The 19,220-nt window shown below is 72.2% G+C and carries 21 protein-coding genes; 14 read left to right on the top strand and 7 right to left on the bottom strand.

Going from position 1 to position 19,220, the window contains the following annotated elements:
* Positions 1–38: 38 nt before the first annotated feature.
* The 7 genes from ACLJPY_RS42480 (at position 39) to ACLJPY_RS42450 (ending at position 6,413) form a co-directional block, all read left to right on the top strand.
* The gene (locus ACLJPY_RS42480) at positions 39–1,064 is read left to right on the top strand and encodes a hypothetical protein (protein WP_410596644.1); all 1,026 of its coding nucleotides are present in this window, start codon (positions 39–41) and stop codon (positions 1,062–1,064) included.
* A complete protein-coding gene (locus ACLJPY_RS42475; protein WP_410596643.1) occupies positions 1,061–1,984 on the top strand; it encodes a MazG family protein in 924 nt (307 codons plus the stop codon). The genes ACLJPY_RS42480 and ACLJPY_RS42475 overlap by 4 nt, the downstream gene beginning before the upstream one ends.
* 54 nt (positions 1,985–2,038) lie before the next feature.
* Positions 2,039–2,596 (top strand): RNA polymerase sigma factor, encoded by a 558-nt coding sequence (locus ACLJPY_RS42470; RefSeq protein ID WP_410596642.1) that lies wholly within the window; start codon positions 2,039–2,041, stop codon positions 2,594–2,596.
* 286 nt (positions 2,597–2,882) lie between these two features.
* A complete protein-coding gene (locus ACLJPY_RS42465; RefSeq protein WP_410596641.1) occupies positions 2,883–3,707 on the top strand; it encodes a zf-HC2 domain-containing protein in 825 nt (274 codons plus the stop codon).
* Positions 3,708–3,724: 17 nt separating this feature from the next.
* The gene (locus ACLJPY_RS42460; protein WP_410596640.1) at positions 3,725–4,516 is read left to right on the top strand and encodes an ABC transporter ATP-binding protein; all 792 of its coding nucleotides are present in this window, start codon (positions 3,725–3,727) and stop codon (positions 4,514–4,516) included.
* On the top strand, positions 4,513–5,853 hold the full coding sequence (locus tag ACLJPY_RS42455; RefSeq protein WP_410596639.1) for a hypothetical protein: 1,341 nt from the start codon (positions 4,513–4,515) through the stop codon (positions 5,851–5,853). Before ACLJPY_RS42460 ends, ACLJPY_RS42455 begins: the two co-directional genes overlap by 4 nt.
* Positions 5,850–6,413, top strand: coding sequence for a hypothetical protein (locus ACLJPY_RS42450; protein WP_410596638.1), 564 nt, complete (start codon positions 5,850–5,852; stop codon positions 6,411–6,413). Before ACLJPY_RS42455 ends, ACLJPY_RS42450 begins: the two co-directional genes overlap by 4 nt.
* A 59-nt stretch (positions 6,414–6,472) precedes the next feature.
* On the opposite strand, the gene ACLJPY_RS42445 is transcribed toward ACLJPY_RS42450, so the two are convergent.
* The 6 genes from ACLJPY_RS42445 to efeU form a co-directional block, all read right to left on the bottom strand.
* A complete protein-coding gene (locus ACLJPY_RS42445; protein ID WP_410596637.1) occupies positions 6,473–6,883 on the bottom strand; it encodes a PPOX class F420-dependent oxidoreductase in 411 nt (136 codons plus the stop codon).
* A 17-nt stretch (positions 6,884–6,900) separates the two neighbouring features.
* Complete coding sequence (locus ACLJPY_RS42440) at positions 6,901–8,043, bottom strand: SGNH/GDSL hydrolase family protein (protein WP_410596636.1); 1,143 nt, start codon at positions 8,041–8,043, stop codon at positions 6,901–6,903.
* Entirely contained in the window at positions 8,040–8,609 is a 570-nt protein-coding gene (locus ACLJPY_RS42435) for a TetR/AcrR family transcriptional regulator (protein WP_410596635.1), read from the bottom strand. Before ACLJPY_RS42435 ends, ACLJPY_RS42440 begins: the two co-directional genes overlap by 4 nt.
* 62 nt (positions 8,610–8,671) lie before the next feature.
* Complete coding sequence (efeB, locus tag ACLJPY_RS42430; RefSeq protein ID WP_410596634.1) at positions 8,672–9,931, bottom strand: iron uptake transporter deferrochelatase/peroxidase subunit; 1,260 nt, start codon at positions 9,929–9,931, stop codon at positions 8,672–8,674.
* Positions 9,928–11,073 carry an iron uptake system protein EfeO gene (efeO, locus tag ACLJPY_RS42425; protein WP_410596633.1) on the bottom strand — a complete coding sequence of 382 codons (1,146 nt, stop codon included), beginning with the start codon at positions 11,071–11,073 and terminating at the stop codon, positions 9,928–9,930. The genes efeB and efeO overlap by 4 nt, the downstream gene beginning before the upstream one ends.
* Positions 11,070–11,915 carry an iron uptake transporter permease EfeU gene (efeU, locus tag ACLJPY_RS42420; RefSeq protein WP_410596632.1) on the bottom strand — a complete coding sequence of 282 codons (846 nt, stop codon included), beginning with the start codon at positions 11,913–11,915 and terminating at the stop codon, positions 11,070–11,072. The genes efeO and efeU overlap by 4 nt, the downstream gene beginning before the upstream one ends.
* A 367-nt stretch (positions 11,916–12,282) precedes the next feature.
* On the opposite strand from efeU, the gene ACLJPY_RS42415 reads away from it, so the two are divergent.
* On the top strand, positions 12,283–13,029 hold the full coding sequence (locus ACLJPY_RS42415; RefSeq protein ID WP_410596737.1) for a lytic murein transglycosylase: 747 nt from the start codon (positions 12,283–12,285) through the stop codon (positions 13,027–13,029).
* A 232-nt stretch (positions 13,030–13,261) separates the two neighbouring features.
* On the opposite strand, the gene ACLJPY_RS42410 is transcribed toward ACLJPY_RS42415, so the two are convergent.
* Complete coding sequence (locus ACLJPY_RS42410; protein ID WP_410596631.1) at positions 13,262–13,666, bottom strand: tetratricopeptide repeat protein; 405 nt, start codon at positions 13,664–13,666, stop codon at positions 13,262–13,264.
* A gap of 72 nt (positions 13,667–13,738) precedes the next feature.
* Between ACLJPY_RS42410 and ACLJPY_RS42405 the strand changes: the two genes are divergently transcribed.
* From ACLJPY_RS42405 to ACLJPY_RS42380, 6 genes are all read left to right on the top strand, one after another.
* Positions 13,739–14,200: a VOC family protein gene (locus tag ACLJPY_RS42405; RefSeq protein WP_410596630.1), complete on the top strand. Its 462-nt coding sequence runs from the start codon at positions 13,739–13,741 to the stop codon at positions 14,198–14,200.
* 65 nt (positions 14,201–14,265) lie between these two features.
* Positions 14,266–15,552, top strand: a complete 1,287-nt coding sequence (gene eno / locus ACLJPY_RS42400; protein WP_410572877.1) for a phosphopyruvate hydratase — start codon at positions 14,266–14,268, stop codon at positions 15,550–15,552.
* A 182-nt stretch (positions 15,553–15,734) separates the two neighbouring features.
* Positions 15,735–16,097, top strand: a complete 363-nt coding sequence (locus ACLJPY_RS42395; RefSeq protein WP_410596736.1) for an FtsB family cell division protein — start codon at positions 15,735–15,737, stop codon at positions 16,095–16,097.
* A gap of 24 nt (positions 16,098–16,121) precedes the next feature.
* Positions 16,122–16,631 (top strand): DUF501 domain-containing protein, encoded by a 510-nt coding sequence (locus ACLJPY_RS42390; RefSeq protein WP_410596629.1) that lies wholly within the window; start codon positions 16,122–16,124, stop codon positions 16,629–16,631.
* A 139-nt stretch (positions 16,632–16,770) separates the two neighbouring features.
* A complete protein-coding gene (locus ACLJPY_RS42385) occupies positions 16,771–17,946 on the top strand; it encodes a lytic transglycosylase domain-containing protein (RefSeq protein ID WP_410596628.1) in 1,176 nt (391 codons plus the stop codon).
* A 24-nt stretch (positions 17,947–17,970) separates the two neighbouring features.
* A complete protein-coding gene (locus ACLJPY_RS42380; protein ID WP_410596627.1) occupies positions 17,971–18,924 on the top strand; it encodes an exopolyphosphatase in 954 nt (317 codons plus the stop codon).
* Positions 18,925–19,220 lie beyond the last annotated feature (296 nt).

Below are 19,220 nucleotides of genomic sequence, written 5' to 3'. Positions count from 1 at the left end.
GGCGATGGTGTGAGAGGCTATGGCCTGTGATGCGGATCATGGGGCGCCCTCGCGCGCTGGTCGCGGTCGTTGCCGGTGCACTTCTGCTCGCCGGGTGCGGCTCGGGCCCCAGCCAGGTCGGCAGCGCCGTCGTCGTCGGCGATCGGTCGGTGTCCATCGACCAGGTCCAGTCGATGATCGACCAGGCCGTCCGTGACCACCCGTACGCGCAGAAGCTCGCGCGCGAGCACAAGCTCGACGTGCTGGGCCGCGAGATCGTCCGGCAGGACGTCCTCCACGAACTCACCACCCGCGCGGCCGCGCAGGAAAACCTCGTCGCCGACCAGGCGAAGGTCGCCGGGCTGGCCGCGCAGCTGACCCCCGCGCCGGTCACCGACACCGGGCAGGGCGACCAGGTCGCCATCACGCAGATCGTCTCGAAGCTGCGCGACCGCAACGATGTCGCGGGCGACGTCGTCCTCGAGCAGGAGCTCGCCCGCAAGGTGCTGCCGAAGCTGGCGGTCGGCGCGGACTACGTCGGCATCAGCGCGACCGCCGACAACGACCAGGCGGCCCGCACCCGCGCGTTCGACCTCGCGAAGGAGTTCGCCGACGACCCCGGCAAGGTCCCGGGGGTCGTCCAGGAGGCGCAGAAGGAAGCGCAGCAGGCCCAGCAGACCGGTGCGCCCGCCGCCGGCGGGTACTCCGCGGGCCAGCTCACCGAACTGTTCGGCGCCGCGCAGTACCCCGGCCTGGCGCAGACCGCGCTGTTCGGCTCCGACAAGAACAGCGTCGTCGTCTTCCAGGCGCAGAAGCCGCAGAGCCCGGACTGGTTCGTCTTCGTCATCCGCGCCCGCGGCACCGACAAGGCCGTGCCGGCCGACCAGGAAGCGCAGAAGCCGACCGACGCGCAGCTGACCGCGATCGGCACCCGGCTGCTGCAGCCGTACCTCGGCCAGAGCGGCCTGCGCGTCAACCCGCGGTACGGCGTGTGGGATGTTGTGGGCATGAACCTCGTGCCGAACTCCGGCGCCGCCCAGGGCGTCGTGCTGCCCATTCGCAGTGCTGCGCGCGCGCAGCAGTGAGCACGGGTGTCGTCGTAGTCGTCCGCGGGACGACGCTGCCCGGCGCGGCGCTGAAGGTCCTGCGTGAATCACCGGCCGTGTACGCGGCCACGGACGTCGACCCGGCCGCGTTCGGCGTCCCGCCCGTCATCGAAGCACCTTCGCTGAAGGACGTCGTGCTGCTCGCCGCGTCCCGCGACGAACCCGCGGCGTCGCTGCTCATCGCGACCGGCGCCGAGGTCATCGAGACGCCCGTGCCGCCGCTGGTCGAGGCCGCCGAGGTGATGGACCGGCTCCGCTCGCCGGGCGGCTGCCCGTGGGACGCGGTGCAGACGCACGATTCGCTGCGGCAGTACCTGGTCGAGGAGACCTACGAGCTGCTCGACGCCATCGAAGAAGGCGACCGCGAGGCGTTGCGCGAAGAGCTCGGCGACGTCCTGCTCCAGGTGCTCTTCCACGCCCGGGTGGCGGCGGAGGACGCGGACGACCCGTTCGACATCGACGACGTCGCCGCGGCGCTGGTCGCGAAGCTGGTCGGGCGGCACCCGCACGTCTTCGCCGGCGCCGACGAGGTGCACACCGTCGAGCACCAGAACGTCAAGTGGGAAGAGCTGAAGCAGCGCGAGAAGCAGCGCATGTCCATTGTGGACGGCGTGGCGCTCGGCCAGCCGGCGGTCGCGCTGGCGGGCAAGCTGGGGCAGCGCTCCGGGCGCGCGGGCATCCCGCTCGACCTGTTCCCCGAAGGCGCCGCGGCTCCGGCGCAGCTGTTCCGCATCGCGGCCACCGCGCGCCGGGCGGGTGTCGACGCCGAGGGCGAGCTGAGGGCCGTGGCGAAGCAGTTCGCGAAGGACATCCAGGCCGCCGAGCAGGCCGCCCGCGACGCCGGGCTCGAGCCGACGACCCTGGAAGCCGACGGCTGGCGGAAGTTCTGGCCCATGTGACGCAGGTCACATTCGTCTGAGAACCGTTTCCGATCATCCGGCGTCTAGCTGGGTGTGAGGCAGACGTCACTGGAGACCGCAGACGAGGAGCACCTCGTCCGGCGCACGGCCCGTGGCGACCGCGCGGCGTTCGAGGAGCTCTACCGCCGCACGTCGCCGTGGCTCGCCGTGCGCCTGCGCCGCCGGTGCGCCGACGAGCAGATCGTCGCGGAGGTCATGCAGGAGACGTACCTGGCGGTCTGGCGGGCGGCGGAGTCGTTCGCCGGAGCGGCCACCGGGGGCAGCGCGGTCGGCTGGCTGTGGACGATCGCCGCCCGCAGGCTGGTCGACGCGTTCCGCCGCCGGGCCCACCACGCCCAGCCACCCCCGGAGGTGGCCCTCGACGTCGCCCCGGTGGCGGCGGCCGAGGAGGAACTCCTGGCGGCCACGATCGGCGACGAGGTCGGATCGGCCCTGCGCGACCTGGCCCCGGAGCTCCAGGCGGTGCTGCAGGCGATGGTGCTGGACGGCCTGACGGTCCGCGAGACGGCGGTCCTGCTGGGCCTGCCGGAGGGAACGGTGAAGACCCGCGCCCGCCGGGCCCGGATCGCGTTGCGGGAGGCGCTGTCATGAGGAGTGTGCGGCGAGAGGAGCGGCGTGTTGCGGGAGTCGCTGTCGTGGGGAGTGTGCGGCGGGAGGCGCGGCGCGCGTTGCGGGAGGCTGCGCTCGTGCCGGGGCGGGCGGCACGCGTTGCGGGAGTCGCTGTCGTGGGGAGCGTGCGGCGGGACGGGCGGCGCGCGTGGCGGGAGGCCGCCATCCACTCGAAGTTGCGGGTTCCCGTCATGGACCATGCGCGGGTGTTGCAGACGTCGGTGCTCGACGCGCCTCTCGTTCTGCCGGTGATGCGGGAGGCACTGTCGTGAACCACGCGCCGGAGCGGCTGATCGCCGCCTACGTGGCGGGCGATGACCTCCCGGGTGACCAGCTGTGGGGTCTGGAAGCTCACCTCGACACGTGCCGGCCCTGCCGGGACAGGCTCGCCGAAGTCGCGCCGGTCCAGCCCGTCGTCGACCTGGTCTGGAACCGGCTCTCGGTCGAATTCGTGCTCCCGAGCGGCCCCTTCCACGAGCCCTACACCCCGCCCGCCCCGCAGCGCCGCCGCCGCCGGATCCGGTGGCTCGACACCTGGATCACCCCGGCGATGGCGCCGTGGCTGGCGATGATCGTGGCCGTCACGCTGGCCGCGGTCGTCCTCGACAGCGTCTGGCACGCCGTCCTCGACGTGACCGCCGTCCAGCTCCTCGCGCCCGTGCTTCCCGTTCTCGGGGTGGCCGCGTCGTGGGCGCGGGGGCTCGATCCGGCCTACGAGGTCGTCACCGCGACTCCGCGGGCCGGGCTCTACCTGGTCGCCCGGCGGACCGTCGCCGTGCTCGCCGTCGTCCTGCCGGTGCTCGGGGTCGCCGGGTGGCTGAGCGGGACCGCGGCCGCGCTCTGGCTGCTGCCGAGCCTGGCCTTCACCAGCGGCACGCTCGCGCTCGGCGGGCTGATCGGCGTCAGCCGGGCGGCGTACGCGCTGGTCGCGGTGTGGGTGGCGATCATCGTCGTGCCCGCGTTCGTCCAGCGGGAACAGGCTTTTGCGCTCGGCACCGGCGCCTTGCCGGTCTGGGCCGGGATCTTCGTGCTGACCACGGTGGTCGTCGCCCTGCGCGGGGCGGCCTTCACCCGGCTCGGTGCCCGTCACTAGCTCTTCAGGGAGGAATCATGCGCGCAGTGGGGGCCGCCGAGGTCGCACCGACCGGCTACGCCTGGGAAATCCAGGCGGAAGCGCTGAAGGTGCGGGTCGGGCGGCGGACGATGGCCGTGGACGGGCTGGACCTGTCCCTCGGCAAGGGCGTCCACGGGCTGCTCGGCCCGAACGGCGCCGGCAAGACGACCCTGATCCGGGCACTGGCCACCGTGCTCCGGCCGGCGTCGGGCCGCCTCTCGCTGCTCGGCGATTCGGGGAGCCGGCGCGAGCTGCGTCGCCGGATCGGGTACCTGCCGCAGGACTTCGGGTACTACAAGCGGTTCACCGTCCGGGAGTTCGTCGAGTACCTGGCCTGGCTCAAGGAGATGTCCAAAGAGGACATCCCGGGCGCGGTCCAGCGGGCGGTGGAGCGGGTCGGCCTGGCCGACCGCGCGGACGACCGCATGAAGACGCTGTCGGGCGGCATGGTGCGCCGGGTCGGCATCGCCCAGGCGATCGTCAACGACCCGGACATCCTGCTCCTCGACGAGCCGACGGCCGGCCTCGACCCGGCGCAGCGGGTCCGCTTCCGCGAGCTGGTCCAGGAACTGGGCCGCGACTCCTGCGTGCTCATCTCGACGCACCTGGTGGAGGACGTCGCCACCGCGTGCACGGACGTCGTGCTGTTCGCGGCCGGGAAGCTGGTGTTCCAAGGCACGCCGGACGAACTGGCGGCCGCGGGCACCCTCGAGGACGTCGGCGACAGCCCGATCGAGCGGGGCTATTCCGCGCTGCTGAACCACGATCCGGGCCAGGGGGCGTGGTGATCTTCCGCATCGAACTCCGGCGCTCGATCGCGCCCTGGGCCGGCCTCGCCCTCGTCGTCTTCGCGCTCGCGTACCTCTTCCTCCTCACCGGGCCGTGGTGGAAGATCCCCGCCGCCTGGACCGCGAACACCACCACGACCGCACTGTGGGTCCGGTACCTGCTGCAGTTCCTCTGGCCCGTCGTCATCGGCGCCGGGGCCATCCAGGGCATGCGCGACAGCCGCTCCGGCATGACCGAACTCCTCGCGACGACCCCGCGGCCCGCGTGGCAGCGGGCGGTCCGGCTGGCCGGTGCCGTCGGTGCGCTGACCGGGCTCGGCTACCTGGTCGTGTTCGGCGTCGGCGTCGGCGAAGTGCTGGCCCACGACGGGTTCGTCTCGGCCGCCTTCGTCCCCGTCCTGCTCGTCGGGGTGCTCGGCGTGGTCGCCGGCGGCTGGCTCGGGCTGGCCGTCGGGCGGCTGCTGCCGCACCCGCTGACCGCGCCCGGTCTCGCTCTGCTCGCTTTCGTCGGGTCGGTCCTCTGCGGGATATCGCTCGAACAAGACCTCTACGCCGTCCTGCCGCGCCGGGCCGGTCCGCTGGCGCCGGCGCTGGCCGAGCCACGGGGCTCGATGGTGACGGCCGCCGGGGCACTCGACGCCGGGCAGGCCGTCTGGTTCCTCGGCCTCGCCGTCACCGGGTTCCTGCTGCTGTCGGTGCACTCCGTGCGAGCGCGGCTGCTGAGCCTGCTGCCGCTGGCCGCCGGGGTCGCCGTCGCGCTGCCGCTGTTCCCCGTGGACATCTTCACGGCCGACTCGGTCGCCGCCCGGAAGGTGTGCGACGGGCCCGTCTGCGTGGCCGAACTGCACCGCGACAGGCTGGCCGCGCTGGCCGGCCCCGCGCGCGAAGCACTCGCGATGCTGGCGAAAGTCCCCGGCGCGCCGACGCGGGTCGAGGAGCAGGTGGGGCCCAGTTCCCCGGTCGACCGTCCCGAGCGTGACCCGGGGGTGGTCCTGCTCGACTTCCAGCGCAACGACGCGCTCCTCACGGCGGACGCGAGCGACCTGCGGGTGGCGGTGCTGTCCGGGGTCGGTGTGCCGTCCTGCGAACGGCCAAGCGCACCCAGCGTGTCCGACACCGGCGCCCGGATGATCGCGGCGGCCTACTTCACCGGGCAGCTGAAACTCCTGCCCGAATACTCCGGGCGGTGGTTCCGGAGCCAGCTGGGCCCCATCGAACAGGCCTGGACGCGGTTCCGCGCCCTGCCCGCGGACGTCCAGTCCGCCCGGATCGCCGCCCTGCGCCAGGTGCTGCTGACCTGCCACGGCGACCCGCTCGAAACGCTGGTGCCCCGATGAGGTGGGCGATGCTGTACGCCCGCTCGCGGCAGCTGCCGGCGGCGTTCGCGGCGGTGCTGGTCGCGACCTCCGGGGTGTGGTTCCTGGGCCGGGACGCCTGGAGCGAGCTCCTCGCCGCGCTGGCGCTGGCGGTGGCGGTCGCGCTGGCGGCGGTCGGGCTCAGCGGCCAGGACCCCGACCTCGACCGGACCGCGGCCCGGCCGTGGCCGGTCCGGCGGCTCGCCCACCTGGCGCTGGTCGCGGTCGTGGCCGGGGCGGTCGTGCTGGGGGTGCAGGAACTGGGCCCGTCGGCGGTCGCCGGGTCGGTCATCATCCGCGACGCGGCCGGTCTGGCCGGGCTGGCCGGCCTGGCGGCCACGCTCGCGGGCGGCCAGTTCGGCTGGACGCTGCCGCTGGCCTGTTCGCTGGTCAGCCCGTTCGTCCCCCAGGACGGCTCCACGTTGAGCCGCGTCGCGGCCTGGCTCCTGCAACCTCCCGAAACCCCGGCCGCCACCTGGACGGCGGTGCTCCTGGCGGCCACCGGAGCGGCGGCGTACACGACCTGGGGCGGCCGCCGGTAGCGGTCGCCGTGGCCGCCCGTGCGACTGACGTGTGGCGCGTCCGCCAGCCGGGCCGCGGCTCACACGTTGCGGATGTTCGTCTCCAGTTCCAGGGGCTCCCGGTCCCAGTCCTCGACCCCGAAGGCGAGGATGCGTTCCGGGTGGATCCGGATCACCGCGTCGTCGAAGTGGTTGTCCGGGAGGTTCACCCCGACGAGCGCCTCCGCGCGGCCGCGGATCTCCAGGCAGCGGACCCGCCACGGGTTCGTCGACGGCAGGTCGTCGACGACGAACGCCACGCGGTCGTGCGTCGCGATGTTGCGGAACTTCTTGCTGTTGCGCAGGTTGTGCCCGGTGACGTCGATCGTCCGCTCGTCCGGGTTGTAGCGGAAGCCGACGGGGTTGGCCTGGAGGGTCCCGTCCGGCTGCTGGGTCGCCAGCCGGCCCAGCGGCTGGGCGGCGAGGTAGGCGAGCTCTGCTTCGGTGAACATGCCCGAAGCCTCCAACTTCAAGCGGCCTTGAAGTCAAGGACCAGCGCGGCGAACCGGGCCCCGATCCGGTGGTGGGCCGCCGGGCTCGGGTGGAGGTCGTCCGGCAGGGGCAGCTCGGCACAGTCCGCCTCGCCGTACAGCGAACAACCGTCGAGGTAGCGCAGGTGCGGGTCCGACACCTGCCGCTGCGTGACGATCCGGTCCAGTTCGGCCCGGATGACCTCCAGCGTCAGCTTGCCCGCCGCCCGCTCGGCCGGGTCGCCGGTCGCGCGGAAACGGACCTCGCCGCGGGCCAGCGCCTCGTGGTCGAAGTCGCCCGGCCCCGGTGTGCGCTCGTGGATCGGGCAGTACAGCGGTGAGACGACCACGAGCGGGGTGTCCGGGTGGCCGTCGCGGATCGTGTCGAGGAACCCGTGCACGGCCGGCCCGAACGCGCGCAGCCGCATCAGGTCCGCGTTGACCACGTTGATGCCCAGCTTGACGCTGATCAGGTCGGCGGGCGCGTCGCGCAGGGCGCGGGCGGTGAACGGGTCGAGCAGCGCGTTGCCGCTGAACCCGAGGTTCACCAGGTCGACACCGGCCGCGGTGGCGGCCAGCGCGGGCCACGTCGTCGCCGGGCTCGCCGCGTTCGAGCCCTGGCTGATCGAGCTGCCGTGGTGCAGCCAGACCCGGCGCTCGGGCAGGGGCTCGACCGGTGCGTCGGCGCGCAGGGCGATGAGCTCGGTGAGTTCGTTGTGCGGCAACCAGAGCTCGACGTCCTTGGCGTGCCCGCCGAGCCCGGCGAACCGCACGACACCGGGCGAGCCCGCCGTGATCGAGGACGCGCCGGTCGTCATGTCGACGTTCAGGACGTTGCCGCCGGCCACGCTCGCCTGTGCGGTCAACGAACCGTCGACGAGCAGGTCGTACAAGCCGTCCGGGCGCGGCGGGGCACCGGCGTACACCTGCTTGGTCGGCAGCGTCTCCAGTTCGACGACGTCCGCCCGGGTCCGGAACCGCAGCCGCACGCCCGCGGGCTGCGCCTCGGCCATGGCCAGCCGCGGATCGCTGTTCTGCGTCCGCGCGCGAGCGGGCAGCCGGTGCGGCACCAGGCCGCGCCCGGTGCGTTCGAGTTCGAGGGCGCCGCGGACGACGTCGCCGGTCAGGGGGATGTCGATCACGACCGTGGCCAATCACGCAGAAGGGAATCGAGGACGGCGAGGATGCGGACCCAGCTCTCGGGCGCCGCGGGTGAGCTGTGGTCGAACCCGCCCTGGGCTTCGAGGCCGACGAACCCGTGGAAGACGCTGCCGAGCAGCCGTACGGCGTGCGTCTCGTCCGGGCCCGTCAGGTCGTAGCCGCGGAGGATGGCGCGCATCATCTCGGCGTGCCGGGGGCCGGCGCTCGCCGCGGCGGTCTCCGGGTCGAGCCGCAGCTGCGCGGCCGCGTACCGGCCCGGGTGCTCGCGGGCGTAGTCGCGGTAGACGTCGGCGAAGGCGACGAGCGCGTCTCGCCCGGCCCGCCCCGCGAGCGCGGCGGCCGCCCGGTCGGCGAGCTCGTCCAGCGCCAGCAGCGCGACCTTGACCCGCAGGTCCTGGGCGTTCTTGACGTGCGAATACAGGCTGGCGACCTGGACACCGAGCCGCCGGGCCAGCTCCGACGGCGTCAGCCGGTCGAAACCCGCCTCGTCGGCCAGCTCCGCGCCGGCGCGCACCACGCGTTCCGTGGTCAAGCCCGCTCGAACCATCAACCTTCTCCCGTTCACCTAAAGCCAGAGTAGATCAACCTAAAGGCTTTAGGCAACCGGGGTCAGGCGAAGAGCGCGTCCGCCCAGCTCGAGTCGCGGGTCACGCCCGGCGGAACCGCGAAGTGCGCGGAGCCGGTGTGCTGGACGTACTCCATCATCGCGTCCTTCGACGACAGCGCCTGCTGCATCGGCACGTACTGCTTGCGGGTGTCCCGGTTGAACGCCAGGAAGAACAGCCCCGCCTCGAGGTGCCCGACGCCGTCGGAACCGTCGACGAAGTTGTAGCCGCGACGCAGGATCCGGACGCCGTTGAGCGACTGGTGCGAGGCCAGCCGGACGTGCGAGTTCTCCGGGATCAGCTTCTCGCCGCCCGCGCCGCCGACGTCGAGGTCCAGCTCGTCGAACTCCGCGGTCTGGCCCAGCGGGGCACCGGTGCCCTTCGTGCGGCCGATGATCTTCTCCTGGCCGTCGAGGGTTTCGCGGTCCCACGTCTCGATGTGCATCCGGATCCGGCGGGCCACCAGGTACGTGCCGCCGGCCATCCACGCCTGCCCGTCGCCGGCCTCGGCCCAGACCTGGTCGCGCAGCACGTCGGGTTCCTCGGCCTTGATGTTGTTCGTGCCGTCCTTGAAACCGAACAGGTTCCGCGGGGTCTGCTGCGCCCGCGACGTCGACGAGCTGCGGCCGAACCCGAGCTGCGACCAGCGGACCTCGGTGACGCCGAAGCCGAGCCGCACCAGGTTGCGGACCGCGTGCACCGCCACCTGCGGATCGTCCGCGCAGGCCTGGATGCACAGGTCGCCGCCGCTGCGGGCCGGGTCGAGCTTGTCCTTCGGGAACAGCGGCAGGTCGATCAGCTGCGCCGGGCGCTTGCCCGCGAGACCGAACCGGCCGTCGAACAGCGACGGCCCGAACCCGATGGTGAGCGTCAGGTTGGACGGCGGCAGGTCGAGCGCCTCGCCGGTGTCGCCGGGCGGAGCGTACGCGCCGCTGCCGACCGCGCCGTTCGCGACGACCTCCTGGCCCGCGGTCATCCGGCGGGCGGCGTCGGTCCACGTCTTGAGCAGCTGCCGCAGCTTCTCGCGGTCCTTCGTGGTGACGTCGAGGGCCGCGAAGTGCAGGTTCGCCTGCGCCGGCGTGGCGATCCCGGCCTGGTGCTCGCCGTGGAAGTCGACCACGTTCGTCGAGGCTTCGGCGTTGCCGCTCGTCGCCTTGTCGATCCCGATGCCGGCGGCGGCGCCGGCCCCGGCGAGCGCGACACCCGCGCCGGCCAGGCCGAAGAGCTTCCGCCGCGAGACGCGCGTGCCCTCTGTGGACGTCACTTCGAGACAACCTCCGCAACCTTGCTCAGCGGTTCGCTCAGCGCGTCGACGGCCGAGGCGAACTCCTTGACCTGGTCCTGGGAAAGGTCGGTGTAGGACTTGAAGCCGTCACCGGCCCGCTGCTTGTCGAGCAGGCCCTGGACGTTCGCGAACTCCTTGTCCAGTGTGGACACGAGCGCGGCGTCCTTGGCCTGCAGGATCGGCCGCAGCGAGGCGATCGCGCCCTTCGAACCGTCCACATTGGCCTGGAAGTCCCACAGGTCGGTGTGCGAGAACGCTTCTTCCTCGCCGGTGATCTTGCCGGTGGCGACCTCGTCGAGCAGGCCCTTCGCACCGTTCGCCAGGTCCAGGGCGGACAGTTCCAGCGTCTTCGTCTTGGCGACGAGGGTCTTGACGTCGGTCACGAGCTTGTCGGCGATCTGGCCGCTGTCGGGCTGCAGGCCGGTCTTGAACAGGTCCTTCTCCAGCCGGTGGAAGCCGGTGAACTGCTGGTTCGGCTCGAGGTCGGCCTCGCGGACGTCGATGGCCGGGTCGAGGTCGCCGAACTTCTCGGCGACCGGCTCGATCCGCTCGTAGTAGGTCCGGGTGCGCGCGTACGCGGCCTTGGCCTCGTCGACCTTGCCCGCCTTGACCAGGTCGGCGAACTTCACCGTCTCGTCCTGCAGCGCGGACGTGTTGTTGGCGATGTAGCCGGCGTAGCTCTTGGTGGCCTGCGCCTTCTGGGCGTTGCTGTCGTTCTGCTTCGCGGCGCCGCCGGTGACGGTGAAGTCGCCGCGGATGCCGGTGCCCGCCATGCCCGGCTTGCACGCCGTCTGGTACTTGCCGGCGTCGGCGACCTCGACGATCAGCCGCCGGTTCAGCCCGGGGGCGATGTTCTCGACCTCGCCCATGATCCGGTCGCCCTCGGCGTAGAGGTAGAACTCGGTGACCTTGGTGCCCTTGTTGGTGATCTCGAAGGTCAGGTTGCCCGCGCCGGCCGTCGTGGCGGAGACCTCGCACGCGGTGTCGGACGCCGCGACCTTGATCGGCCCGCCGGCGGCCGCGGCACCCGAAGTGTCGCTCTTGCTGTCGCACGCGGCCAGCGTCACCAGTACGGCGGCGCCGGCCAGCACGGCCAGCGAGGGGGTCTTGCGCACGGTCACTCCTTCGAGGCGGCCGCGACGGCGGGTGCCGGCGCGGTCTTCTTGCTGGGCTTGAGGAACAGCGGCAGCACGACGGCGACGTAGGCGACCCAGGCCACGGCCTGGAGCACGGTCGTCTGCTGCGAGTAGTTGAAGATGCCCTTGAGCAGGGCGCCGTACCAGGACGTCTCGGGCAGCGTGGCCGAAGCGTCGAACGCGAGGGTGCCGATGCCGGGCAGGAACGCGGCCTCCTGCAGGTCGTGGAGGCCGTAGCCGAGCACGCCGGCGGCGACGAACACCAGCAGCACGCCGGTGATCGTGAAGAACTTCGAGAGGTTGAACCGCACCGCGCCGCGGTAGAGCAGCCAGGCGAGCACGACGGCGGCCGCGATGCCGACCGAAAAACCGATCAGCGGCTGCACGGTGTCGGTCTGCGCGGCCTGGACGGTCGAGTAGAAGAACACCGCGGTCTCGAGCCCCTCGCGCCCGACCGCGAGGAACGACAGCAGCAGCACGGCCGCCGGGCCGACGTCCAGCGCGTCGTCCATCTTGCCGCGCAGTTCGGCGGCGATGCTCTTGGCCGCCTTGCGCATCCAGAAGATCATCGCCGTGACGAACACGACGGCGACGATCGACAGGCTCCCGCCGAGCAGCTCCTGGTGCTCGAAGGACAGCTGCGCGGTCGTGAAGGTGAGGATCGCGCCGACGGCGATCGACAGCAGCACCGCGGCGCCCACGCCGGGCCAGACCCAGCGCAGCGCGTGCCGGCGGTCGGTCTTCACCAGGAAGGCCACCAGGATGCTGACGACCAGCGCGGCTTCCAGGCCTTCGCGCAGCCCGATCAGCGCGCTCGAGAACAACACCGGTCCGCCTCCCTGAGTTCTGCTTCCGTGATGGTTTTAGGTAAGGCTCACCTGTAAGTCCAGTGTGCGCCGCGCGACTCGGAGCAAGCCAACCGGACAAAAGGGACGGCGAAAAGAAGTTAGGTTAGGGTAACCGCAGGTCAGCGGCCTGCGCGTCGACTCGATAACGAAATTTGTGATGTCGCAGGCAGCGGCTCCGGGTTTACCGTCCGCTTGCCTGCTCGGCGGCTCGGGACCACCCTCTTGAGTGGCTCCGTAACCTGTTCGAGTGGCCGATACCGCTCAGCCGACCGTCACGCCTTCGTCGTCGCCTTCGGGTGGCCCGCCCAGGCGGTACCTCGGCCGGGTGGCGCTCGCGCTCGGCCTGGTGGTCACCGGCGTGCTCCTCCTGGTGACCATCGGTGTCCGGAACCCGGACGCGCCGACCGCGTCGCCGCCGGTCCAGCCGGCGCTCGCCATCCCCGAACAGCGTCCGCAGCCGGGCGCCGAAGCGCCGCGGGCCGGGCTGGCCGCGCCGGTCGACCGGCCGCAGGTGTCCGACCGGGCCGAGCTGGACGCGTGGGCCACCCGCGTGGCGGACAAGACGCACGTCGCGGCGCGCGTACTGGCGGCCTACGGCCGGGCGGAGATGTGGATGCAGCGCCAGAAGCCGACGTGCCACCTGTCGTGGGCGACGCTGGCGGGCATCGGCCGGGTCGAGACCGGGCGCGGGGACTTCGACCTCGCCGCGGTCGGCTCGGACGGCCGGCTGGCGAAGCCGGTGGTCGGCCCGCCGCTGGACGGTTCGCCGGGTGTCCCGGCCGTGCGCGACAGCGACGGCGGCAAGCTCGACGGCGACAAGTCGTGGGACCACGCGATCGGCCCCCTGCAGTTCCTGCCGTCGACGTGGAAGAAGTACCAGGAGCGGGCGAACGGCGACGGCCGCACCCCGGACCCGCAGAACATCGACGACGCGGCCTTCACGGCCGCCCGCTTCCTCTGCTCCGGCGGCGACGACCTCGGCACGCCGTCCGGCTGGTGGCGGGCGATCCTGTTCTACAACCAGGCCGTGTCCTACGGCCAGGACGTCTTCAGCGCGGCGGACGCCTACGCGGAGGCGAGCGTCGCGCCCTGAGTCAGAGCTCCCGGTCGGCGAACAGCGGCGTGACGGCCATCAGCACGAGCAGCAGTAGCCCGGCGTACGCACCCAGCGTGGCGAAGATCGACATCGTGGTCCCTCCGGTTTTCGGTCTGCACCCAGCATCGCCGGTGGCGGGGGTGCCGCGGATCGGTCGAGGGGCCCGTTCCGATCGGCCGAAAGGCTGAGGTGACCCGGGCCGTTCGGCCCTGCCGGCTCAGGGTTCGCCTCAGGGTTCGCGCAGGGCGATGTGGGCCTTGACCTCGCTGATCGCTTCGAGGTACTCCGGCACCGGGTTCATCGCCGAGGCGATCCGCAGCTGACCCAGGGCCTCGACGAACCGGCCGAGCCGCTGCAGCGTCCGGCCCAGGACGAACCGCGCGTAGTGGTCCGTCGGGTCCAGCTCCAGCACGCGGGTGAACGCCTCTTCGGCGCGCCGCAACTGGGCGGAGTGGAAGTACGCGCGCCCGGCGAGCAGGTGCACCGACGGCTTGTCCGTTTCGGATTCCAGCAGCGGCTGGAGCGCCTTCAGCGCGTCGAGCGGACGACGGCGGCCGACCAGGTCTTCGGCCTGGCGGAAGGCATGGAACCGCGACTCCTCGGGAGGCTGCGAAGCAGCTGCGGCGTCCGTCATGGTCACTCCCACGTTACCCCCGGGGAGGGTGATGCACACGCCTCCGAACGGGACGTGATGGACTGTCCCGCCATGAGCAGCGGGTACCGGGGCCTGGCGCCCTACCTCTACTACTCCGACGCCACGGCGGCGCTCGCGTGGCTGACCAGGGTCTTCGGGTTCACCGAGGAAGTCCGGTTCTGCGACGCGGCGGGCGAGGTCTTCCAGGCGACGCTGCGGGCGGGCGACGCGCGGATCCAGCTCGCGGGCGTCGGGCCGGACTACTGGCAGGCCAAGGGCGTCGACGGGCCGGTCGGCCAGCTCAACATCCTCTACGTCGACGACGTCGACGAGGCCTACGAGCGGATCGGGGCCGCCCTCGGCGACGAGGGCGAGCTGGAGCCGCCGCAGGACCAGCCGTACGGCGCCCGGGTGTTCACCGTCGCCGATCTCGGCGGAAACAGCTGGACGTTCTGGCAGCAGACGTCGGAAACCGTCGAACTGCCGCCCGGCTGGCAGGAGGTGCGCGCGGGCGGTGAGTCCTCCAACGGGTGAACCGCGGCGACGGCTAGGCTGGGCGCGTCACCGCAGGCAGGAACGATTCACCCGAGGAGCATGGCGTGGCTCTCATCGAGCAGGTAGGCGCGCGCGAGATTCTGGACTCGCGTGGCAACCCGACGGTCGAGGTGGAGGTGGCTCTCGACGACGGCACCCTGGCGCGGGCCGCGGTTCCGTCCGGCGCGTCGACCGGTGAGCACGAAGCGGTCGAGCTGCGGGACGGCGACACCGGCCGCTACAACGGCAAGGGCGTCGAGCGCGCGGTCGCCGCGGTGCTCGACGAGATCGGCCCGGAGATGGTCGGCATCGAAGCCGTCGACCAGCGGATCGTCGACCAGAAGCTGGTCGACCTCGACGGCACGCCGGCGAAGTCCCGCCTCGGCGCGAACGCCATCCTCGGCGTCTCGCTGGCCGTCGCGAAGGCCGCCGCCGAGTCGGCCGAGCTGGAGCTGTTCCGCTACCTGGGCGGCCCGAACGCGCACGTGCTGCCGGTGCCGATGCTGAACATCCTGAACGGCGGTTCGCACGCCGACAGCAACGTCGACATCCAGGAGTTCATGATCGCGCCGATCGGCGCGGAGACCTTCCGCGAGGCCCTGCGCTGGGGCACCGAGGTCTACCACTCGCTGAAGTCGGTGCTGAAGGGCCGCGGCCTGTCGACCGGCCTCGGCGACGAAGGCGGCTTCGCGCCGAACCTGGCGAACAACCGCGAGGCGCTCGACCTGATCCTGCAGGCCATCGAGAAGGCCGGCTACACCCCGGGCCGCGACGTCGCGCTCGCCCTCGACGTCGCCGCGACGGAGTTCTTCGGCGACGGCGCGTACACCTTCGAAGGCAGCAAGAAGAGCGCGGAGCAGATGTCGGCGTACTACGCCGAACTGCTGCGCGACTACCCGCTCGTGTCGATCGAGGACCCGCTGAGCGAGGACGACTGGGACGGCTGGGTCACCCTGACCGCCGAGGTCGGCGAGAAGGTCCAGATCGTCGGCGACGACCTGTTCGTCACCAACCCGGACCGCCTGGAGGAGGGCATCACCCGCCGCGCCGCCAACGCGCTGCTGGTGAAGGTCAACCAGATCGGCACCCTGTCCGAGACGCTCGACGCGATTTCGCTGGCCACGTCGTTCGGCTACAAGTCGATGATGAGCCACCGCTCGGGCGAGACCGAGGACACGTTCATCGCGGACCTGGCGGTCGCCACCGGCGTCGGCCAGATCAAGACCGGTGCCCCGGCCCGCGGCGAGCGCATCGCCAAGTACAACCAGCTGCTGCGCATCGAGGAGACCCTCGGTGACGCCGCCCGGTACGCCGGCGAGCTGGCCTTCCCGCGGTTCACCGCCGAGGCCTGATGGCGGACCGGGGGAGGACGCGCGGCCGCCCCGGCGGCGGGGCACCGCGGGCCGATCGGCCCGCACCGGCCCGCCGCCCCGAAGCGGCGCGCCGCCGCAGCGCCGACGCGGACACCACCAGGGCCCGGCTGCGCCGGGGCCTGGCGGCGAAGCGCGCGTCGGGGGCGGCGAAGGTGCTCGGCATGTCCACCACCCGCCGCGCGGCGGTGGTGGCGATCGTGGTGTGCGCGCTGGCGTTCACCATCGCCGTGCCCCTGCGCACGTACCTCTCCCAGCGGACCGAGGTCCGCGAACAGCAGGCGCAGCAGGCCCAGCTGCAGCAGGAGGTCGCTCAGCTCCAAGGCCGCAAGGCGGAGCTGAGCGACCCCGCGCAGATCGAGGCCGAAGCCCGGCGGCGGCTGCGGTACGTCAAGCCGGGCGAGACGCCGTACATCGTCCAGCTGCCGGAGGACAAAGCGCCGGACGCGGCTCCGCCGTCCGGGCCGCAGCAGGTCGCGGGCACCTCGTGGTACGAGAACCTCTGGAACCAGGTCTCCGGCGGCTGAGGGGCACGCTCTAACCTTGACCGCGTGAACAACGCGCAGCAGCACCGGTTCGAGCCCGTCACCGACGCCGACCGCGAGATCATCGCGGAGCAGCTCGGGCGGCCGCCGCGGGCGTTGCGCGCCATCGCCGCGCGGTGCCCGAGCGGGCACCCGTCCGTGGTGCAGACCAGCCCGCGGCTGGAGAACGGCACGCCGTTCCCGACGCTCTACTACCTCACCTGCCCGAAGCTGAACTCGATGATCGGCACCATCGAGGCGTCCGGGATCATGAAGGAGATGACCGAGCGGCTCACCACCGATCCCGAGCTCGCCGCGCAGTACCAGCGCACCCACGAGACCTACCTCGCCGAGCGCGACGCCATCGAGCCGCTGGGCCACCAGGTCACCGCCGGTGGCATGCCCGGCCGGGTCAAGTGCCTGCACGTGCACGTCGCCCACGCCCTCGCCGCCGGCCCTGGCGTGAATCCGTTCGGTGACGAGACGCTCGCCATGCTTAAGGCCAACGGGTGGCCTTCGGGGGACTGCGCCGCGTAACACTCGCGCCTTGTGAACAGATAACTGGTCCGGGTGAGCGAAAAGCTCGATCACGACTCTCGATGGGCTGAAACCTCGCCGCACTTGCGGCAGGCTGTCACCCGAAAGCGTGAGAGATCCGGCCAGGAGGGCTCTGAGCATGCGTGTGCGGCGGCTGCCAGACGCAGTCGGGAGCTACACCCGGAGGTTCGGGATCCGCCACCGCGCCGCGTACCCCCTGATCACCGGCATCCTGGCCGTGGTCCCGGCGCTGGTCGCCGGCGGTGGCACCCTCGGCTGGCTCGGCGGCAGCGGTGACCACACCCGCGACGCCGCGCTCGGCCAGGGCTACGACCCCGCGCAGGCGGCCATCCAGCAGGTCGCCGTCGACGGCACCCTCCCCGGCGCGCCCACCCCGCTGCCGCTGCCGGCCTACGAGCTGCCGGACGGCCCGCTCGGCATCCCGGCCACCGCGCTCGCCGCGTACAAGAACGCCGCCGGCATCCTCGGCCGCGAGCAGCCCGCGTGCCACATCGACTGGGCCCTGATCGCCAGCATCGGCCGGATCGAGTCCAACCACGCCCGCGGCGGGTACGTCGACAGCGCCGGGACCACGCGTGAGCCGATCCTCGGCCCGCAGCTCAACGGCCAGGGCGGGTTCGCCGCGATCCCGGACACCGACCACGGCGAGCTCGACACGGACCCGGTGTGGGACCGCGCGGTCGGGCCGACCCAGTTCATCCCGGCGACCTGGCGCGCGTACGCCTCCGACGGCAACGGCGACGGCAAGTCGGACCCGAACAACATCTTCGACGCGGCGCTGGCCACCGGCCGGTACCTGTGCTCGGGCGGGTTCGACCTGGCGAAGCCGGACCAGCTGCGCGGGGCCGTCTACCGGTACAACAACTCCGACACGTACGTGAACACGGTGGTCCTCTGGGCGGACGCCTACCGCAACGGGATCATGCAGGTGCCGGACAGCACGGTGCCGGTCGGCGCCCCGAACGCGGCCGCACTGCCCGCACCGCCGTCGATCCCGCCTCCGCCGGTCCCCACGACGACGGTCTCCACCCCGCCGCCGCCGACGACGGGCACCTCGACGCCGCCGGCCACGACGGAGTCGCCGTCGTGCACCAAGCCGCCGACGACGACGGTGATCCCGACGACCGTCATCAGCGTCACGACCGTGCCGTCGCCGACCACCACACCCGCCAGCGAGACCACCACGCCGACGAAGCCCACACCGGCGGACCCGACGTGCGGCGAGGTGGTCACCCAGATCAGCACGACGGTCGTCGTGAGCACGACCACGCTGCCGCCGACCACCACCGGCTGAGCGGGCGCCGGTTAGGGTGATCGCATGCCTCGTGTTGCCGCGATCGACTGTGGGACCAACTCCATCCGCCTGCTCGTCGCCGAGCTGACGCCGCGCCACGACGGCACGGTCGACCTGCGGGACCTGCACCGCGAGATGCGGGTCGTCCGGCTCGGCCAGGGCGTCGACGCGACCGGCGAGCTGGCCCCCGAGGCGCTCGAGCGGACCCGGGTCGCGCTCGCCGACTACACGATCGCCGCGCGGCGCAAGGGCGTGGAGAAGGTCCGCATGGTCGCGACCTCGGCGACCCGGGACGCGAGGAACCGCGACGAGTTCTTCCGCATGACGCGCGAAACCCTCGGCGTCGAGGCCGAGGTGATCAGCGGCGACGAAGAGGCGCGGCTGTCGTTCACGGGCGCGGTGGGCGAGCAGGACCCGGACGACGGCCCGTTCGTGGTCGCCGACGTCGGCGGCGGCTCGACCGAGCTGGTGCTCGGCACGTGGGACGGCAAGAAGGCCGAGGTGCTCGCGGCGAAGTCGGTGGACATCGGCTGCGTCCGCATCACCGAGCGCGCGCTGAAGGGCGACCCGCCGACGGCGAGCGAGATCGCGACGGCCCGCGACCTGGCGGGCAAGGTGCTGACGGAGGCGTTCGACGTCGTCGACGTGTCCCGCGCCCGCACGTGGGTCGGTGTGGCCGGAACGGTGACGACGCTCTCGGCGATCGCGCTGGGCCTCCCGGAGTACGACAGCGACCGGGTGCACCTGTCCACTTTGAGCGCGGCGGACATCGACAGCCTGGCGTCCCGCCTGCTGTCGGAGGACCACGCGACGCGCGCGGCCAACCCGGTGATCCACCCGGGCCGCGTCGACGTGATCGGCGGCGGCGCGGTGGTGGTCCAGACCCTCGCGGAGCAACTGGCGGCCCGGGGCGGCCCGACCGAGCTGGTGGTCAGCGAACACGACATCCTCGACGGCATCGCCCTCTCCCTCGCCTGAGAGCGGCCCGCCGAGGCATCTCGCGTGATCAGCGGGGCATCACGCGTGCGCCGAGGGGCATCACGCGTGATCAGCGCTGGGTTGCCTGACCGACCGTTCGGCCGCCCGAAAGGGCTTGCGCCGCAAGCAAACCGTGGGTGAGCGCGCTATTACCTGCTGTCCGCGCTGGGCCGTCCGGAGTATCCGGATTCCTACGTTTGTTGTGCTCCAACCAGGTGGTCCCGACGACCGTCACACATTTGCAACACCGCAGTCCTGTGATCGGCTTCACCGGCCCCGATAGCGTGCGTCTCACC

It is taken from the genome of Amycolatopsis sp. lyj-23 (assembly GCF_046549135.1).
Taxonomy (GTDB): Bacteria; Actinomycetota; Actinomycetes; order Mycobacteriales; family Pseudonocardiaceae; genus Amycolatopsis.
Note: the sequence above shows the minus strand (reverse complement) of the source record. Positions and strands in the feature narration are given on the sequence as shown.

Bases quoted from the DNA above. Each gene is read 5' to 3' on its own strand.
- ACLJPY_RS42445 (WP_410596637.1), bottom strand. From the start codon at position 6,883: ATGTTCACCGAAGCAGAGCTCGCCTACCTCGCCGCCCAGCCGCTGGGC.
- ACLJPY_RS42380 (WP_410596627.1), top strand. From the start codon at position 17,971: ATGCCTCGTGTTGCCGCGATCGACTGTGGGACCAACTCCATCCGCCTG.
- ACLJPY_RS42395 (WP_410596736.1), top strand. From the start codon at position 15,735: ATGTCCACCACCCGCCGCGCGGCGGTGGTGGCGATCGTGGTGTGCGCG.
- ACLJPY_RS42460 (WP_410596640.1), top strand. From the start codon at position 3,725: ATGCGCGCAGTGGGGGCCGCCGAGGTCGCACCGACCGGCTACGCCTGG.
- ACLJPY_RS42405 (WP_410596630.1), top strand. From the start codon at position 13,739: ATGAGCAGCGGGTACCGGGGCCTGGCGCCCTACCTCTACTACTCCGAC.
- ACLJPY_RS42435 (WP_410596635.1), bottom strand. From the start codon at position 8,609: ATGGTTCGAGCGGGCTTGACCACGGAACGCGTGGTGCGCGCCGGCGCG.
- ACLJPY_RS42450 (WP_410596638.1), top strand. From the start codon at position 5,850: ATGAGGTGGGCGATGCTGTACGCCCGCTCGCGGCAGCTGCCGGCGGCG.
- ACLJPY_RS42480 (WP_410596644.1), top strand. From the start codon at position 39: ATGGGGCGCCCTCGCGCGCTGGTCGCGGTCGTTGCCGGTGCACTTCTG.
- ACLJPY_RS42385 (WP_410596628.1), top strand. From the start codon at position 16,771: ATGCGTGTGCGGCGGCTGCCAGACGCAGTCGGGAGCTACACCCGGAGG.
- ACLJPY_RS42410 (WP_410596631.1), bottom strand. From the start codon at position 13,666: ATGACGGACGCCGCAGCTGCTTCGCAGCCTCCCGAGGAGTCGCGGTTC.